The organism is Rhodobacter sp. CZR27 (genome assembly GCF_002407205.1).
GTDB lineage: Bacteria > Pseudomonadota > Alphaproteobacteria > Rhodobacterales > Rhodobacteraceae > Cereibacter_A.
Genome location: NZ_CP023548.1, coordinates 2,501,867 through 2,517,964 on the forward strand (window position 1 = coordinate 2,501,867; position 16,098 = coordinate 2,517,964).

The window sequence follows — 16,098 nt, forward strand, 5'->3', positions numbered from 1 at the left end:
GCCTCAGCGCCGCCGCATCTTCGAGATCACCCGCGCCCAGCCGCCGGGGCTGACCGCGAAGGACAGAAGGAACCCGGTCGCGAAGCCCGCCACCTCGGCCACCCATTCGTAGCCGCTGCCGAACAGCAGCCCGAAGACCAGCTGGATGCCGAGCAGCATCCCGATCAGCGTGAAGGCGCGATACTGGTTCGCCCCCTTGGCGGCGAGGTTGACCCACAGCAGGAAGGTGAAGGCGCCGATCAGGCCATAGACGGCCGGGAAGGCGCCGATCAGCGGCACCTTGGCCATCGGCAGCGCGGTATAGACCAGCGCCCCCACGATGGCCGAGCCGAGGAAGACCGCCAGCACAGCCCAGGCGCGGAACACCTCGGCCACCATCTTGCCCAGCGCGAGAAGGATCACCACCGCCATCAGCGCCTGCAGGAAGCTGGCATGCACCAAGGGATAGCTGACCAGCCGGATCATCCCCTGCCAGGGATAGGTGCCGGTCTCGATCATCGCGCGCATCAGCTCGGGCGAGAAGGCGAAGCGTTGCCAGGCATCGAGCCGCCAGCCCTCGGCGCCGGGACCGCCGGCAAGGCCGCTCTGGCCAAGCGCGATCACCGCCTCCATCGCGATGATCGGCAGGGCCAGGAACCACACCACCGTCGGCAAGGGGTTGATCGGCGATGCATTGAAATCGTCACGCATGAGGACCTCGTCGCGCACGGGCCGTCACATTGACGCCCCCTGCCCCGGGGGATAAGGCGAAACCCACCCTTTTACCAGACGGAGCCAACCATGACCGAGCCGGTCCAAACGCCTCAGGTCTTCCCCACGCGGATCTTCTCCGGCATCCAGCCCTCCGGCGGCTTGACGCTCGGCAACTATCTCGGCGCGCTGAAGCGCTTTGCCGAGATGCAGAAGGACGGGGTCGAGACGATCTACTGCCTCGTGGACATGCACGCCATCACCGTCTGGCAGGACCCCGAGCGCTTGCGCCAGCAGACCCGCGAGGCCGCGGCCGCCTTCATGGCAGCGGGCGTCGATCCGGTGCGGTCGATCCTTTTCAACCAGAGCCAGGTCTCGGCCCATGCCGAACTGGCCTGGATCTTCAACTGCGTGGCGCGCATGGGCTGGATGGGCCGCATGACGCAGTGGAAGGACAAGGCCGGCAAGAACTCCGAGAACGCCTCGCTCGGCCTCTTCGCCTATCCGGCGCTGATGGCGGCGGACATCCTCGCCTACAAGGCCACGCATGTCCCGGTGGGCGAGGACCAGAAGCAGCACATCGAGCTGACCCGCGACATCGCGCAGAAGTTCAACAACGACTATGGCGTCAACTTCTTCCCGGTCACCGAGCCGGTGATCGAGGGCGCGGCGACCCGCGTGATGTCCTTGCGGGACGGCACGAGGAAGATGTCCAAGTCCGACCCCTCGGACCAGAGCCGGATCAACCTGACCGACGACGCCGATGCCATCGCGCAGAAGATCCGCAAGGCCAAGACCGACCCCGAGCCGCTGCCCGAGACGCTCGACGGGCTGAAGGAACGGCCCGAGGCGCGGAACCTCGTGAACATCTATGCCGCGCTGGCCGGCACCAGCCCCGAGGCGGTGGTGACCGACTTCGCCGGCGCGCAGTTCGGCACCTTCAAGCCGAAGCTCGCCGATCTCGCCGTGTCGGTCCTGTCGCCTATCACCGCCGAGATGAACCGGCTGATGCAGGACCCGACCGAGATCGACCGCATCCTTGCCGACGGCTCCGACCGTGCGGATGCCGTGGCGCGGCCGATCCTCGAGGAGGTCTATGACATCGTCGGCATGATCCGATCGCGCCGCAGATGATCCGGCGCGCCGCCCGCGCTGCCCTGAGCCTCGCGCTCCTGGCCTCGCTGGTGGCGACCCTGCTGACGGCCGCGCGGATCGCCCGCGATCCCGCGCTGGCACCCTTCACCGAGGCGGCGGCCGACGAGATCGTCGCCGCCTCGGACCGCCTGATGAGCCTGCATGCCACGCCCGAGGCGGTGCTGGCGCGGATCGAGGCGCGCCTTGCCGAGTCGCCACCGAATGCCGTGGCCCTTCACGCGCTGGAAACGCTGGCGGCCGATCGTGGCGTCCCCCTCCCCCCGGATCTGGTGGCACGGCTTGTCGCCGCGCGCGACAAGGGCCTGTTGGAGCAGGCGGCGGGCTGCCTGCGCTGCGCATGGCAGCCCGCCGACTGCGCCCTTTCGGCGGAGCTGTTCTGTCAGGCGCCGATGGTGCTGACCCCGGCGGGCGACGTGGCGGGCCTTGCGCGCGCCGGTCAGGCGCTGCTGACGGGCGCCGAGGTGGACCAGGTGGATCTTCTCCTCTCCGCCGCGGGTCTCGGCGCCACGGCGGTGCTGCTGGCCTCGGGCGGCAGTTCCGGGACGGTGAAGCTCGGCACCGGGACGCTGCGGCTGGCGCACCGGATGAAGCTTCTCTCGCCGCCGCTGGCACGGCTCGTCACGCGCACGGCCGCAACGGCGGTGGACTGGGCCCGGCTGCCCGCGGCGCGCTCGGCCGAGGACGTGGCGCGCCTCGTGCATCCCGAGGCGCTGAGGCCGCTCGGCGAGGTGGCGGAGGGTCTGGGCCGGATCGGCGCGACCCTGTCGCCGGCCCAGACGCTGCACCTGCTGCGCCACATCGACGGTGCGGCCGATGCGCGCGGCCTTGCCGCGGCGGCCGAGGCGCTGGGACCGCGCACCGTGGCGCGGGCCGAGATGCTGGGCAAGACGCGCCTGCTGCGCACGACCCTTCGATGGTCCGCGACGACGCGGCAGCTGATGGCGAGCCTCGCAGCCCTTCTCGCCTCGGCCACCGCGCTGCTGTGCGCCGTCGCGCAGTCGGTCGGCCTGCGGCTGGTGCGGCGGCTGGCCGGGCCGGCCTAGCGCAGGCTGGCCGCGGCGAGAATCGGGCCGGGGCCGTCGTGCTGCAGGATCACCGCCACCGGCTCGTCGCCCGCCGCCGGCGCCTCGAGCGACAGCGGCGCCTGCCCGCCCCACTCACCCAGCACCTGCCACGAGGTCACGATGTTGCGATAGGTGACGGTGCGCCCGGCATTCTCGCCATGTTCGATGTCCACCGTCTCTTCCGGCCGGTAGCGGACCAGTTGCACCCGCACCGCCGCGTCCAGCGGCGGATCGGCCTCGGCCTGGATGCGCAACACGTCGCCCTCGCGTTCCAGCCAGAGCCCGACGCGTTCGGCCGCCTGAAGATGCTTCAGGATCAGCGCCGCGACTTCCTCGGGCGCATGGCCCTCGACCCGGTCCACGCCGCCGACGATCATCTGCGGGGTATAGATCGTGCGGCTGCCCACGGCGCGGGCATAGGCCTTCTGCCGTTCGGTATAGCGCGGATCGGCGAACTGGTCCTTCCAGCCGATGTAATCCCAGTAGTCCACATGCAGCGCGAGCGGGATGACGCGGGGGTCGGCGGCCAGCGCCGCGAGGAACTCGTCCGCCGGCGGGCAGGACGAGCAGCCCTGCGAGGTATAAAGCTCCACCACCACGCCCGGGTGCGACTGTGCCTGTGCGTTGCCTGCAAGCCCCAGCATGAGGGCGCAAGCGGCGCCAAGCGTCAGTCGCATCTGCATGAGGTCTCCCCGTTCTCCGCCCTCCGTTCTAGCCCTGCCTCCCGCGCCCGTTCCAATCAAGGTTTTGCGAGGCAACGCGGCAAAAAAGCCGCAGGAAGGCTCTGGATTTTCGGCATACAATGGCATACATAAGTGCCATCTCCCTTGCGCGGCCTGCACCGGTGGGGCACAACGCGCGCGGAGCATTAGCCCAACCCTCGCCACGGCGCCAGGAGGACCGCATGACCGTCACCGTCGGACACGATAGCCAGAAGACCCGCAAGACCCTCAGCGTCGGCGGCGCGAGCTACGCCTACTACTCGATCCCGGCCGCGGAGGAAGCAGGTCTCGGCCAGTTCGCCCGCCTGCCCGCCGCGCTGAAGGTCGTGCTGGAGAACATGCTGCGGTTCGAGGACGGCAAGACCGTGACGGTCGACGACATCCGTGCGTTCTCGGAATGGGGCGCGCAGGGCGGCCGCAACCCGCGCGAGATCGCCTATCGCCCCGCCCGCGTGCTGATGCAGGACTTCACCGGCGTCCCGGCGGTGGTGGACCTTGCCGCGATGCGCGACGGCATCCTCGGGCTCGGCGGCGACGCGCAGAAGATCAACCCGCTGAACCCGGTCGATCTGGTCATCGACCACAGCGTGATGATCGACGAGTTCGGCAACCCGCGCGCCTTCCAGATGAACGTGGACCGCGAGTATGAGCGGAACATGGAACGCTACACCTTCCTCAAATGGGGGCAGAAGGCGTTCAACAACTTCCGCGTGGTCCCGCCGGGCACCGGCATCTGCCACCAGGTGAACCTGGAGTACCTCGCCCAGACCGTCTGGACCGATCGCGATCAGGACGGGGCCGAGGTCGCCTATCCCGATACGCTCGTCGGCACTGATTCGCACACCACGATGGTGAATGGCCTCGCCGTCCTTGGCTGGGGCGTGGGCGGGATCGAGGCCGAGGCCGCGATGCTCGGCCAGCCGGTCTCGATGCTGATCCCGGAGGTCGTGGGCTTCAGGCTGACCGGCCAGATGGTCGAGGGCACGACGGCCACCGACCTCGTGCTGAAGGTCGTGCAGATGCTGCGCAAGAAGGGCGTGGTGGGCAAGTTCGTCGAATTCTACGGCGAGGGGCTGGACCACCTGCCGCTCGCCGACCGCGCCACCATCGCCAACATGGCCCCTGAATATGGCGCAACCTGCGGCTTCTTCCCGATCGACGGCGAAACCCTGCGCTACCTGCGCCAGACGGGCCGTGACGAGGCGCGCATCGCGCTGGTCGAGGCCTATGCCAAGGCCAACGGCATGTGGCGCGACGACGGCTACGCGCCGATCTACACCGACACGCTCCACCTCGACATGGGCGAGATCGTGCCGGCCATCTCGGGCCCGAAGCGCCCGCAGGACTACCTGCCGCTGACCGACGCGAAAGCCTCCTTCGCGAAGGAGATGGAGGCGTCCTTCAAGCGCCCGCTGGGCAAGGACGTGCCGGTGAAGGGCGAGGACTACACCATGTCCTCGGGCAAGGTGGTGATCGCCTCGATCACCTCCTGCACCAACACCTCGAACCCCTATGTGCTGATCGGCGCCGGCCTCGTGGCGCGCAAGGCCCGCGCGCTCGGCCTGACCCGCAAGCCCTGGGTGAAGACCTCGCTCGCCCCCGGGTCGCAGGTCGTCAGCGAGTATCTGGAAGCCGCCGGTCTGCAGGAGGATCTGGACGCCATCGGCTTCAACCTCGTGGGCTATGGCTGCACCACCTGTATCGGCAACTCGGGGCCGCTGCAGCCGGAAATCTCGGCGGCAATCGCCGAGGGCGACCTGGTGGCCGCCGCGGTGCTGTCGGGCAACCGGAACTTCGAAGGGCGGATCAGCCCGGACGTGCGGGCGAACTACCTCGCCTCGCCGCCGCTGGTGGTGGCCTACGCGCTGGCGGGTGACATGAACATCGACCTGACCTCCGAGCCGCTGGGCATGGGCGCCAACGGCCCGGTCTATCTCAAGGACGTCTGGCCGACCAACGCCGAGATCACGGAACTGGTCGACCGCTGCGTGACGCGCGAGGCCTTCCAGAAGAAATACGCCGACGTCTTCAAGGGCGATGCGAAGTGGCAGGGGGTCGAGACCACGGACTCGGAGACCTACGACTGGCCGGCGAGCTCGACCTACATCCAGAACCCGCCCTACTTCCAGAACATGTCGAAGGAGCCGGGGGTAATCACCAACATCACCGGCGCGCGGGTGCTGGCGCTGCTGGGCGACATGATCACCACCGACCACATCTCGCCAGCGGGTTCGTTCAAGGACACGACGCCGGCCGGGAAGTATCTGGTGGAGCGTGGCGTGACCCCGCGCGAGTTCAACTCCTACGGTGCCCGCCGCGGCAACCACGAGGTGATGATGCGCGGCACCTTTGCCAACATCCGCATCAGGAACGAGATGCTGGACGGGGTCGAGGGCGGCTACACGCTCGGGCCGGATGGCCAGCAGACCTCGATCTACGATGCCTCGATGGCCTATCAGGCGGCGGGGACGCCGCTGGTGATCTTCGGCGGCATCGAATACGGCGCGGGCTCCAGCCGCGACTGGGCGGCCAAGGGCACGGCGCTTCTGGGCGTCAAGGCGGTGATTGCGGAAAGCTTCGAGCGTATCCACCGCTCGAACCTCGTCGGCATGGGGGTGATCCCGTTCGAGTTCACCGAAGGCCAGACCCGCAAGTCGCTTGGCCTGAAGGGTGACGAGACGGTGACCATCGAGGGGCTGGACGGCGACCTGAAGCCGCTCTCGCTGGTGCCCTGCACGATCACCTACGGGGACGGCACGGTGAAGACGATCCAGCTGAAGTGCCGGATCGATACCGAGATCGAGATCGAATATGTCGAGCACGGCGGCGTGCTGCACTACGTGCTGCGCGACCTCGCCTCGGCCTGATCGGACGAACACGACGACACTGCAAGACCCCGGAAGACTTTCCGGGGTCTTCATCTTTCCGGACCGGATCCACCACCCCCTCGCCTCATTCCACGGGGACAAGGGCGTCAAGTATAACGGTATCGGGACCTTCCAGACATGGCACTGACGGTTCAGCAACAGATGCTCGTGGAGCAACGGCTGGCGAACGACAAGAAATCGACGCTCGTCGCCTATCTCCTCTGGTTCTTTACCGGCGGCCTTGGCGGGCACAGGTTCTATCTTGGCCGCACCGGCTCGGCCGTGGGCATGATCGCCCTGACCGTCCTGGGCCTCCTGACGTCGGTGATCTACGTCGGGCTGATCCTGCTGGTCATCGTCGGCATCTGGGTGCTGGTGGACGCCTTCCTGATCCCCGGCATGATCGAGTCGCTGACCCGCGACGCGCGTGTGAGGATCTCGGACGAACTCGCGGCCATGGCCACGGCCGGTTGACCCTACCGGGCCGCAGCGGCCCTTGCCATCGCCGGGCGGATCGTGTCCTCCAGCGTCCGCTCGGTCACCGGGCCTGCAAAGCGCAGCACGATCCGGCCCTCGCCGTCGATGACATAGGTCTCGGGCACACCGTAGACGCCCCAGTCCAGCGCCATGCGCCCGCTCTCGTCGGCGCCCATCAGCCGGTAGGGATTGCCCACCTCGTCGAGGAAGGCCAGCGCGTTGCCGGGCTTGTCCTTGTAGTTCACGCCGTGGATCGCCACGCCTTCGGCCGCCAGCTTCTCCAGCGAGGGCGCCTCGGCCCGGCAGGGCGCGCACCAGCTTGCCCAGTAGTTCACCAGCTTCACCCCCGGTTCGCGCAGAGTGGCGTCGGAGAAGGGCTGCCCTTCGCCCAGCGGTGTCACGCGCACCGCAGGCGCAGGCTTGCCAGCCAGCGCCGAGGGCAGCTCGTCCGGGTTCTCGCGCTGCATGCCCACGAAGAACATCACGGCGAGCCCCGCGAACAGCACCGGCGGAACGAACATCAGCGCCTTAGCCATCCACCCGCCCCTGCCTCTGTTCGACATCGCGCAACATGCGCCGCACCCGCGCCCCGCGCCACAGCGTCAGCAGCACCAGCCCGAGGAGCAGCCCCGTCGAGGCGCCATAGGCGGTCAGCACCGAGAAGGCGTATTTCCCGAGGTCCGGCATCATGCCATCCGCTCCCGCGCGAGCAGCGCCTGCATCCGGCGCAGGCGGATCTCGGTCCGGGTGCGCAGCAGCACGAGCGTCAGGAACAGCAGCACGAAGCCGCCGATCGAGACGAGAAGCGGCAGGTAGAACACGTCGGCCACGTTCTCCTCCTTGTCGAGGCTGAGCGAGGCGCCCTGATGCAGGCCCTGGTTCCAGAAGTTCACCGCATAGCGGCTGAGAACGGCGAAGACCGAACCCACGATGCAGAGGACCGAGGTCAGGTCCGCCGCGGTATCCGGGTTCTCGATCGCCTGCCAGAGCGCGATATAGCCGAGGTAGAACAGCGCGAGGATCAGGAAGGCGGTCAGCCGCGGATCCCAGGCCCACCACGTGCCCCACATCGGCTGGCCCCAGACCGCACCGGTGACCAGCGCCACCAGCGTGAAGGTCAGGCCGACCGGCCCCGCAGCCTTGGCCGCCAGCGCCGAGACGTGGTGTCGTCGCACCAGCCAGATCAGCGAGGCCACCAGCATCATCAGCCAGGCGTTGATCGCCATCAGCGCCGAGGGCACGTGCAGGTAGATGATCTTGACTGTCGATCCCTGCTTGTAGTCGTCCGGCGTGAAGAAGAAGCCCCAGACAAGGCCCGTGACAAGACAGAGCACGGTCCCCGCTGTCACCCATGGCAGGGCAACGGCAGAGGTCTCCATGAACTTCTTAGGGTTGGCGTATTCCCAGATCGACATGTCCGTCAGCTAGGCGCTTCCTTCGCCGGATTCAAGCGGGCCATTCGTCACCGCAGATTGATCCTGACAGCGGCCGCTGAGGCGAAAGGAAGCAGGGCGGCGACGCCGGCGGTAATCCCCGCAAGCAGCAGGAGCGGCGTCGAAACCGCCATCCCCTCGGCCCCGCGCCGCACCACCTCGGCCCCGAAGACCAGCGTCGGCACGTAAAGCGGCAGCACCAGCAGGCTGAGCAGCAGCCCGCCGCGCTTCAGCCCCACCGTCAGCGCCGCACCGAAGGTGCCGATCACCGACAGCGCCGGGGTGCCGAGCGCAAGCGAGGCCAGCAGCAGCGGATAGCCCTGGGGCGGCAGGTTCAGGAGCAGCGCGAGAAGCGGCGAGACCAGCGTCAGCGGCAGGCCGGTCACGATCCAGTGCGCCGCGGCCTTCACCGCCACCACGCCCTCCAGCGGGATCGGCGCCGTGGCCAGCAGGTCGAGCGAGCCGTCCTCGTAATCCAGCGCGAAGATCCGGTCCAGCGACAGCAGGCTCGCCAGCAGCGCTCCCACCCAGAGGATGCCGGGGGCGATCTTCGCCAGCGTCGCGGGCTCGGGCCCCACGCCCAGCGGCACCAGCACGGCGACCAGCAGGAAGAAGGCAAGGCCCAGTCCGAAGCCGCCGCCTGCGCGCAGGGCCAGCCGCAGGTCGCGGGACAGCAGCGCGATCATGCCGTCACCCCGGCAAAGGGATCGTCCTGCGCTGCCCCGTGCACCGGCACCTCGGCCCGGAAGGGCGAAAGGTCCAGCACCTCGGCCTCGTCCAGCCCGAGGTGGATGTGCGTGGCCATCAACGCCGAACCGCCCTCGGCCAGATGCGCGCGCACCACGTCGCCGAACAGCGCGACCGAGGCCACGTCGAGCGACACCGTCGGCTCGTCCAGCACCCAGAGCGGCCGCCCGGTCACCAGCAGCCGTGCAAGGCCCAGCCGGCGCTTCTGCCCGGCGCTCAGGTTCTGCGCCTGCCGGTCGGCGAGCGCGGACAGGTTCATCCGCTCCATCGCCAGGGCAGGCTTGTCCGTGCCGTAGATCGCCGACCAGAAGGCAAGGTTCTCGGCCACGGTCAGCGTCCCCTTCAGCCCGTCGGCATGGGCGGCATAGGCCACCGTCTCGGCCGGCATCGAGATCTCGCCGGCGACGGCAGGCTGCAGGCCGGCGATGGTGCGCAACAGGGTGGTCTTGCCGATGCCGTTCGGCCCGCGCAGGATCAGCGCCCCGCCGGCGCGCAGGCGGAAGCTCACGCGCTCCAGCACGGTCACGCCGCCGCGGGCGCAGGCAAGGTCGGTGACGCTCAGGTCCATCGCCCTGCCCTAACGCATCTTTTCCGGCGGCGGAAGGTCAGACCGGCAGCAGGGCCACCGCGATGCGCCGACCCTCCGATATCAGCACGTTGTAGGTCCGGCAGGCGGCGGGCGAGGCCATGACCTCGACCCCGATCCCCGCCCCCTCCAGCGTCGCGCGGAACTGCGGCGGCACATGGGCCGCCTCGGCCCCCATGCCGACCAGCAGCACGTCGATCCGGTCCACCAGCGCCAGCAGCGTGGCCGTATCCGCAAGGCCGCCCCAGCCGCCGGCGCCCCAAGGCGAGATCAGGCAGGCGCCATCAAGGACCTGTCCTCCGATGCGGAAGAAGCCGGGGCCATAGCCCTCGACGGGCTGGGCGGTGTCATAGGTGATCTCGGTCAGTCGCATGGCGAAAGGAACCTTGTTGGGGGCCGGAGGTTCCGGCCCCTTCCAGGGAGATCAGGCGTCGGCCTTGGCGAACTGCGTGCCCGCGCGGTTGTCCTTCTTCGGCCCGCCGCGATCCACGCCCAGGTAGAGAACGATGTTCTTCGCCATGTAGATCGACGAATAGGTGCCGATCAGCACGCCGAAGGTGATCGCGAAGATGAAGCCGCGGATCACGTCGCCACCGAAGATCAGCAGCGAGACCAGCGCGATCAACGTGGTCATCACGGTCATCAGCGTGCGCGACAGCGTCTCGTTCACCGACAGGTTCATCACGTCGCGCAGCGGCATCGTCTTGTATTTCACGAGGTTCTCGCGCAGCCGGTCGAACACCACCACCGTGTCGTTGATCGAATAGCCGAGGATCGTCAGCAGCGCCGCGATGGTGGTCAGGTCGAACTTGATCTGGAACAGCGAAAAGATGCCGATCGTCACCAGCACGTCGTGGAACAGCGCCGCGACCGATCCGAGCGCGAACTGCCATTCGAACCGCAACCAGATATAGATGCCGATGCCGACGCAGCCGGCCGCAACGGCGAGGATGGCCGACCAGATCAGTTCGGCCGAGACCTTGGGACCGACCGACTCGACCGAAGGGAAGGTGATCGCCGGGTCCACCGTCTTCAGCGCGGCCTCGACACTGGCGATCTGCTCCGGCGTGATCGACTGTGTCTCGTCCTGCGCGCCGATCCGGATCATCGCGACGTGCTGGTCGGCGCGGAAGCCCGGGTCGAAGACCTCGGTGATCGAGATGTCGCCGAGGTTCATGCCCTGCAGCGCCTCGCGGTAGGTCGCCACGTCGACGACCTGCGTGGACTCGGTCCGGATCGTGGTGCCGCCCCGGAAGTCGATGCCGAAGTTCAGGCCCATCACCGCCCAGATGATCACCGAGGCGATCATCGCGACCACCGAGGCGCCAAAGGTGACCGGCGCGGCCGCGAAGAAGTCGATGTTGGTCTTTGCGGGGCAGAGTTTCAGACGGAAGGCCATTCGCGGCTCCTCACACGGTGATGGTGCGCGGCCGCCGCCAGGCGAACCAGGTGGCGACGATGACGCGCGTCACGTAGACGGCGGTGAAGACCGAGGTCATGATCCCGATGGCAAGCGTCACGGCAAAGCCGCGCACCGTGCCCGATCCGACCGCGAACATGATCACGGCCACGAGGAAGGTGGTCACGTTCGCGTCCACGATGGCCGACAGCGCCTTCTCGAAGCCCAGCTCGATCGCCCGGCCCGGCTGCTTGCCCTGCCGCAGTTCCTCGCGGATGCGCTCGTAGATCAGCACGTTCGCGTCCACCGCCATGCCCATGGTCAGGACGATGCCGGCGATGCCCGGAAGGGTCAGCGTCGCGCCGATCAGCGACAGGATGGCAAGGATCCCCATCACGTTGATGGCCAGCGCGACGTTGGCCATCACGCCGAACCAGCCGTAGCTTGCGATCATGAAGAACACGACGGCGATCATGCCGACGATCGAGGCGGTGCGGCCTGCGTCGATCGAATCCTGCCCCAGTTCGGGGCCGACGGTGCGTTCCTCGAGGAAGGTCATCTCGGCCGGCAGCGCGCCCGCGCGCAGCAGGACGGCCAGTTCGGTCGATTCCTCGACGCTGAAGTTGCCGGTGATGATGCCCGAGCCGCCCGCAATGTGCGCCTGGATGACGGGGGCCGAGATCACCTCCTCGTCCAGCACGATGGCGAAGGGCTTGCCGATGTTCTCGGCGGTATAGTCGCCGAAGGCGCGTGCGCCGGCGGGATCGAAGCGGAAGCTGACCGCGGGACGGTTGTTCTGGTCGAACGAGGGCTGCGCATCGACAAGATCCTCGCCGCTGACCACCGGCGCCCGCTCGATGATGTAGAAGATGCCCTGCTCGTCCGCCGAGGGCAGCAGCAGGTTGCCGCCGGCATCGGCCCCGGCATCCGCGGTGCGGCCGAGAACCGGGTGGAAGGTCAGCTTGGCCGTGGTGCCGATCAGCGACTTGAGTTCCGCCGCCGAGCCGATGCCCGGAACCTGGATCAGGATGCGGTCCTCGCCCTGGCGCTGGATCGTCGGCTCGCGCGTGCCGACCTCGTCGACGCGGCGGCGGATGATCTCGAGGCTCTGCTGCACGGTGTGGCTGTCCAGGGCCGCCCGCTGGGCGTCGGTCAGCTGCACCGTCAGCACCTCTCCGTCACCCGCGACCTCGATGTCGGTCTGGCCCATGCCGGAGAACGAGATGATCGGCTGGGCGAGCTTGCGCACCGCCTCGACCGCCGCGGGCATCCCCTCGGCGCGCGAGAGCGCGACGCGCAGCACGCCCGGAGGCGCCGGCTGGCGGCGGATGGAGCCGACCTCGTCGCGCAGCCCGCGCAAGGCGTCGCGAACGTCGGGCCACATCGCATCCATGCGCGCGACGTAGACATCCTCGACCTGGACTTCGGCCAGGAGATGCGCCCCGCCGCGCAGGTCAAGCCCCAGGTTCACGATGCTGGAGGGCAGCCAGTCCGGCCAGAGTCCCGCCGCCGCCTGCTGCTCGGGGGTGGCAGTGCCCCCGGCCTTCTCGATGGCGGCGACCGCGTCGTTGCGGCTTTCGACGCGGCTGTAGAAGAAGTTCGGCGAAGCGTAGAGGATCGCCAGGGCACAGATGCCCCAGATCAGCACACGCTTCCACAGCGGGATGTAAAACATCTGGACCGGACCCCGGGATCAGGCGGCAGCGGGTTCGGTCTTGGACATGACCTGAACGATGGTGGACTTCATCACGCGGACCTTCACGCCATCCGCGATCTCGACGTCGACGATGCCGTCCTCGTGCACCTTGACGACCTTGCCGACGATCCCGCCCCCCGTCAGCACCTGGTCGCCGCGACGCAGCGCATCGACCATGGCCTTGTGTTCCTTCAGCTTTTTCTGCTGCGGACGGATCAGCAGGAAATACATGATCACGAAGATCAGGATAAGCGGCACGAAACTGGTGAAGGCGCCGGCAGCGCCGCCGGGGGCGGCGGCCTGGGCGAAGGCGGGGGTCACGAACATGGACGTCCTCTTGGGTTCACACGGGATCTGGCCCGGACTTTGGCGGGGCGCACCCTAGCCGCGGGGTGCCGCGATGGCAAGCAAGCCATGGCCGGCCATATATGCGCGACCCGCCGCGATCCAAGGCCCGGCATCCGTGCGGGGGCGCGGAACACCACCTTGGCCGCGTCCGTTGGGTCGGCAGGGCCACCCCGGCTCGTTCAAGGAGGAGACCCATGACACGGATGATCGCCCCGGCGCTTGCGGCGCAGATCCTGGCCGCCACGGCCCTGCCCCTCGCGGCGCAGGAGACGCAGAGTCAACAGACCCAAGGCGCGGCAGCGGGCTTCGCCGAGCGGACCGCGACCTTCATCGACACCGGCGGAACCGCGATCGGCACCGCGCGCATCGCGCCCCTGCCCCACGGCGTCCTGATCACGCTCGACCTTCAGGGCCTGCCCGCCGACAGCTGGCTGGGCTTCCACATCCACCAGAACGGCGAATGCGACCCGGCTGGCGGCTTCGAATCCGCGGGCGGCCACTTCGACATCTCGCAGACGCAGCACGGCCTGATGGTCGAGGACGGGCCCCATGCCGGGGACATGCCGAACCAGCATGTCGGTGCGGACGGCATCCTGCGCGCGCAGGTCTTCAACACCTTCGTCCAGCTTTCGGGCGAGAACGCCTCGGACCTGACCGGCCGCGCGCTCGTCCTGCACGCCGGGCCGGACGACTACGAAAGCCAGCCCTCTGGCAAGTCCGGAGACCGGATCGCCTGCGCCGTCATCGAATAAGTTTGCGGTTCACCTGACCGGCGGGATCGGGCATTAGAAGCCTGATCCTCAAGCCAAGGTGATCCCATGCACGACATCCGCGCCATCCGCGAGACCCCCGAAGCCTTCGACGCCGCCCTGACCCGGCGCGGGCTGTCGGCGCTCTCGGGCGAGATCCTCGCCATCGACGAGGCGCGGCGGTCGAAGATCCTGGCGGCCGAGACGGCGCAGGCCGAGCAGAACCGTGCGTCGAAGGAAGTCGGCGCCGCCAAGGCCCGCGGCGACGAGGCAGAGTTCGAGCGTCTGCGCGCCCTCGTCGCCGAGAAGAAGGCCGAGGTCGCGCGCCTCAACGAAGAGGCCGCGGCCGAGGACGCCCGCCTGCGCGACATGCTGATCGCGATTCCGAACCTGCCGCTTGCCGACGTGCCCGAAGGCGCCGACGAGGCCGACAACGTCGAGCTGCGCCGCTGGGGCGCGCCTCGCAACTTCTCCTTCAAGCCCCTTGAGCATTTCGAGATTGCGGGCGTGAAGCCCGGCATGGATTTCGCCACGGCGGCGAAGCTCTCGGGCAGCCGGTTCGTCATGCTGAAGGGCGCGGTGATCCGCGTCCACCGCGCGCTCGCGCAGTTCATGCTCGACACCCATGTGACCGAGCACGGCCTGACCGAGACCTGGACCCCCGTCCTCGTGAAGGACGAGGCGATGTTCGGCACCGGGCAACTCCCGAAGTTCGCCGAGGACAGCTATCAGACCACCAACGGCTGGTGGCTGATCCCGACCGCCGAGGTGACCCTGACCAACACGGTCGCGGGCGAGATCCTCGACGAGGCGCAGCTTCCGATCCGCATGACCGCGCATACCCAGTGCTTCCGCTCGGAGGCGGGCAGTGCGGGCAAGGACACCTCGGGCATGCTGCGCCAGCACCAGTTCGAGAAGGTCGAGATGGTCTCGATCACCACGCCCGACACCTCCCTGGCCGAGCACGAGCGGATGACCCGCTGCGCCGAGGCGATCCTTGAAAAGCTGGGCCTGCCCTACCGGACCATCGTGCTCTGCACCGGCGACATGGGCTTCGGCGCGACCAGGACCCACGACCTCGAGGTCTGGCTGCCCGGCCAGAACACCTATCGCGAGATCAGCTCGGTCTCGGTCTGCGGCGACTTCCAGGCGCGGCGGATGAACGCCCGTTTCCGCCCCGCCGCGGGCGGCAAGCCCGAGTTCGTCCACACGCTGAACGGTTCGGGTCTGGCCGTGGGCCGCTGCCTGATCGCGGTGCTGGAGAACGGCCAGCAGGAGGACGGCTCGGTCGACCTGCCGGAGGTGCTGCACCCCTATCTGGGCGGCAAGCGCCGCATCAGCGCCGACGGCAGGCTGGAATGAACAAGGGGGCCGCGAGGCCCCCGATGACGCGATGGCGCGCCGCTCAGCCGTTGCCCCAGATCGCCTTCACGTAGTTCTGGGTCTCGGCATAGGGCGGGATGCCGGAATGCTTCTCGACCGCCAGCGGACCGGCATTGTAGGCGGCAAGCGCCAGCTGCCAGGTGCCGAACTTGGTGAACATCATCTTCAGGTAGCGCGCCCCGCCTTCGAGGTTCTGCTTCGGATCATTGATGTTCACGCGCAGGAATTGCGCCGTTCCGGGCATCAGCTGGGCAAGGCCCGTCGCCCCCTTGACCGAGACCGCACCCGGGTTCCAGCCTGATTCCTGCTGCACCAGCCGCAGGAACAGCTGCTCGGGCACCCCGTGCTGGCGCGCCGCGGCCTTGGCCACCTCGAGATATTCGCCCTTGTAGCGGCCCGAGTAGCGCGCCGAGGGCAGCGCCGCCGGGATCGCCTCGACCTTCGGCCTCAGCCGGACGGAGCCCGAATATTGCTGCGAAAGCCGTCCATCGAGCAGTTTTGCCTGCGACTTGAACACGCCGGCGCGGTTCATCGTCGACCGTGACAGCTTCGTTCCCTCGGCAGAAACCTCGGCCGGGGTGGCGGCCAGACCGAGACCCACGACCGCCGCGCCCAATGCACCGATCAATCGTCGCATCAAATCAACCTTCATCTGTCCCGGTCGGGAACTATACGGATTTGCGCGCGCTTCGCCACACATTTGAACACAACCTCGGGCTGCAACCCGCCCCCGCCGACGCCTCTCGCGGGGCTCCGGCGTTGCGGGTCCGGCCCGGCCGGTA

At 68.3% G+C, this 16,098-nt stretch carries 18 protein-coding genes; 6 read left to right on the forward strand and 12 right to left on the reverse strand.

Annotated features, from left to right (window positions below):
• Positions 1-3: 3 nt before the first annotated feature.
• The gene (locus CK951_RS12165; protein WP_096787250.1) at positions 4-690 is read right to left on the reverse strand and encodes a rhomboid family intramembrane serine protease; all 687 of its coding nucleotides are present in this window, start codon (positions 688-690) and stop codon (positions 4-6) included.
• A gap of 90 nt (positions 691-780) precedes the next feature.
• On the opposite strand from CK951_RS12165, the gene trpS reads away from it, so the two are divergent.
• Together trpS and CK951_RS12175 are read left to right on the forward strand one after the other, a co-directional pair.
• On the forward strand, positions 781-1,824 hold the full coding sequence (gene trpS, locus CK951_RS12170) for a tryptophan--tRNA ligase (protein ID WP_096786400.1): 1,044 nt from the start codon (positions 781-783) through the stop codon (positions 1,822-1,824).
• Complete coding sequence (locus CK951_RS12175; protein WP_096786401.1) at positions 1,821-2,888, forward strand: hypothetical protein; 1,068 nt, start codon at positions 1,821-1,823, stop codon at positions 2,886-2,888. The genes trpS and CK951_RS12175 overlap by 4 nt, the downstream gene beginning before the upstream one ends.
• Here the strand turns inward: CK951_RS12175 and CK951_RS12180 are convergent.
• A complete protein-coding gene (locus CK951_RS12180) occupies positions 2,885-3,592 on the reverse strand; it encodes a thioredoxin family protein (RefSeq protein ID WP_096786402.1) in 708 nt (235 codons plus the stop codon). The two genes, CK951_RS12175 and CK951_RS12180, sit on opposite strands and share 4 nt — an antisense overlap.
• 221 nt (positions 3,593-3,813) lie before the next feature.
• Between CK951_RS12180 and acnA the strand changes: the two genes are divergently transcribed.
• Positions 3,814-6,498, forward strand: coding sequence for an aconitate hydratase AcnA (gene acnA, locus CK951_RS12185; protein ID WP_096786403.1), 2,685 nt, complete (start codon positions 3,814-3,816; stop codon positions 6,496-6,498).
• Positions 6,499-6,636: 138 nt separating this feature from the next.
• Complete coding sequence (locus CK951_RS12190; protein ID WP_096786404.1) at positions 6,637-6,972, forward strand: TM2 domain-containing protein; 336 nt, start codon at positions 6,637-6,639, stop codon at positions 6,970-6,972.
• Positions 6,973-6,974: 2 nt separating this feature from the next.
• On the opposite strand, the gene CK951_RS12195 is transcribed toward CK951_RS12190, so the two are convergent.
• From CK951_RS12195 to yajC, 9 genes are read right to left on the reverse strand one after another with little or no spacing between them, the layout of a single operon-like run.
• Positions 6,975-7,511 carry a DsbE family thiol:disulfide interchange protein gene (locus CK951_RS12195; protein ID WP_096786405.1) on the reverse strand — a complete coding sequence of 179 codons (537 nt, stop codon included), beginning with the start codon at positions 7,509-7,511 and terminating at the stop codon, positions 6,975-6,977.
• A complete protein-coding gene (gene ccmD / locus CK951_RS12200) occupies positions 7,504-7,665 on the reverse strand; it encodes a heme exporter protein CcmD (RefSeq protein ID WP_096786406.1) in 162 nt (53 codons plus the stop codon). Before ccmD ends, CK951_RS12195 begins: the two co-directional genes overlap by 8 nt.
• Positions 7,662-8,390: a heme ABC transporter permease gene (locus CK951_RS12205; RefSeq protein ID WP_096786407.1), complete on the reverse strand. Its 729-nt coding sequence runs from the start codon at positions 8,388-8,390 to the stop codon at positions 7,662-7,664. The genes ccmD and CK951_RS12205 overlap by 4 nt, the downstream gene beginning before the upstream one ends.
• 47 nt (positions 8,391-8,437) lie before the next feature.
• Complete coding sequence (ccmB, locus tag CK951_RS12210) at positions 8,438-9,094, reverse strand: heme exporter protein CcmB (RefSeq protein WP_096786408.1); 657 nt, start codon at positions 9,092-9,094, stop codon at positions 8,438-8,440.
• Positions 9,091-9,723, reverse strand: a complete 633-nt coding sequence (ccmA, locus tag CK951_RS12215) for a heme ABC exporter ATP-binding protein CcmA (protein WP_096786409.1) — start codon at positions 9,721-9,723, stop codon at positions 9,091-9,093. Before ccmA ends, ccmB begins: the two co-directional genes overlap by 4 nt.
• A 37-nt stretch (positions 9,724-9,760) precedes the next feature.
• Entirely contained in the window at positions 9,761-10,114 is a 354-nt protein-coding gene (locus CK951_RS12220) for an Mth938-like domain-containing protein (RefSeq protein WP_096786410.1), read from the reverse strand.
• A gap of 51 nt (positions 10,115-10,165) precedes the next feature.
• Entirely contained in the window at positions 10,166-11,140 is a 975-nt protein-coding gene (gene secF, locus CK951_RS12225; protein WP_096786411.1) for a protein translocase subunit SecF, read from the reverse strand.
• Positions 11,141-11,150: 10 nt separating this feature from the next.
• A complete protein-coding gene (gene secD, locus CK951_RS12230; protein WP_096786412.1) occupies positions 11,151-12,815 on the reverse strand; it encodes a protein translocase subunit SecD in 1,665 nt (554 codons plus the stop codon).
• A gap of 18 nt (positions 12,816-12,833) precedes the next feature.
• Positions 12,834-13,163: a preprotein translocase subunit YajC gene (yajC, locus tag CK951_RS12235; protein WP_096786413.1), complete on the reverse strand. Its 330-nt coding sequence runs from the start codon at positions 13,161-13,163 to the stop codon at positions 12,834-12,836.
• A gap of 215 nt (positions 13,164-13,378) precedes the next feature.
• Here yajC and CK951_RS12240 point away from each other — a divergent pair, with 215 nt between their 5' ends.
• Together CK951_RS12240 and serS are read left to right on the forward strand one after the other, a co-directional pair.
• Positions 13,379-13,936 (forward strand): superoxide dismutase family protein, encoded by a 558-nt coding sequence (locus CK951_RS12240; protein WP_096786414.1) that lies wholly within the window; start codon positions 13,379-13,381, stop codon positions 13,934-13,936.
• A gap of 66 nt (positions 13,937-14,002) precedes the next feature.
• The gene (gene serS / locus CK951_RS12245; RefSeq protein WP_096786415.1) at positions 14,003-15,295 is read left to right on the forward strand and encodes a serine--tRNA ligase; all 1,293 of its coding nucleotides are present in this window, start codon (positions 14,003-14,005) and stop codon (positions 15,293-15,295) included.
• Positions 15,296-15,338: 43 nt separating this feature from the next.
• Here the strand turns inward: serS and CK951_RS12250 are convergent, their stop codons facing one another.
• Positions 15,339-15,953, reverse strand: a complete 615-nt coding sequence (locus CK951_RS12250; protein ID WP_096786416.1) for a lytic transglycosylase domain-containing protein — start codon at positions 15,951-15,953, stop codon at positions 15,339-15,341.
• Positions 15,954-16,098: the final 145 nt, after the last annotated feature.

Bases quoted from the DNA above. Each gene is read 5' to 3' on its own strand.
- CK951_RS12165 (WP_096787250.1), bottom strand. From the start codon at position 690: ATGCGTGACGATTTCAATGCATCGCCGATCAACCCCTTGCCGACGGTG.
- trpS (WP_096786400.1), top strand. From the start codon at position 781: ATGACCGAGCCGGTCCAAACGCCTCAGGTCTTCCCCACGCGGATCTTC.
- CK951_RS12175 (WP_096786401.1), top strand. From the start codon at position 1,821: ATGATCCGGCGCGCCGCCCGCGCTGCCCTGAGCCTCGCGCTCCTGGCC.
- CK951_RS12180 (WP_096786402.1), bottom strand. From the start codon at position 3,592: ATGCAGATGCGACTGACGCTTGGCGCCGCTTGCGCCCTCATGCTGGGG.
- acnA (WP_096786403.1), top strand. From the start codon at position 3,814: ATGACCGTCACCGTCGGACACGATAGCCAGAAGACCCGCAAGACCCTC.
- CK951_RS12190 (WP_096786404.1), top strand. From the start codon at position 6,637: ATGGCACTGACGGTTCAGCAACAGATGCTCGTGGAGCAACGGCTGGCG.
- CK951_RS12195 (WP_096786405.1), bottom strand. From the start codon at position 7,511: ATGGCTAAGGCGCTGATGTTCGTTCCGCCGGTGCTGTTCGCGGGGCTC.
- ccmD (WP_096786406.1), bottom strand. From the start codon at position 7,665: ATGATGCCGGACCTCGGGAAATACGCCTTCTCGGTGCTGACCGCCTAT.
- CK951_RS12205 (WP_096786407.1), bottom strand. From the start codon at position 8,390: ATGTCGATCTGGGAATACGCCAACCCTAAGAAGTTCATGGAGACCTCT.
- ccmB (WP_096786408.1), bottom strand. From the start codon at position 9,094: ATGATCGCGCTGCTGTCCCGCGACCTGCGGCTGGCCCTGCGCGCAGGC.
- ccmA (WP_096786409.1), bottom strand. From the start codon at position 9,723: ATGGACCTGAGCGTCACCGACCTTGCCTGCGCCCGCGGCGGCGTGACC.
- CK951_RS12220 (WP_096786410.1), bottom strand. From the start codon at position 10,114: ATGCGACTGACCGAGATCACCTATGACACCGCCCAGCCCGTCGAGGGC.
- secF (WP_096786411.1), bottom strand. From the start codon at position 11,140: ATGGCCTTCCGTCTGAAACTCTGCCCCGCAAAGACCAACATCGACTTC.
- secD (WP_096786412.1), bottom strand. From the start codon at position 12,815: ATGTTTTACATCCCGCTGTGGAAGCGTGTGCTGATCTGGGGCATCTGT.
- yajC (WP_096786413.1), bottom strand. From the start codon at position 13,163: ATGTTCGTGACCCCCGCCTTCGCCCAGGCCGCCGCCCCCGGCGGCGCT.
- CK951_RS12240 (WP_096786414.1), top strand. From the start codon at position 13,379: ATGACACGGATGATCGCCCCGGCGCTTGCGGCGCAGATCCTGGCCGCC.
- serS (WP_096786415.1), top strand. From the start codon at position 14,003: ATGCACGACATCCGCGCCATCCGCGAGACCCCCGAAGCCTTCGACGCC.
- CK951_RS12250 (WP_096786416.1), bottom strand. From the start codon at position 15,953: ATGCGACGATTGATCGGTGCATTGGGCGCGGCGGTCGTGGGTCTCGGT.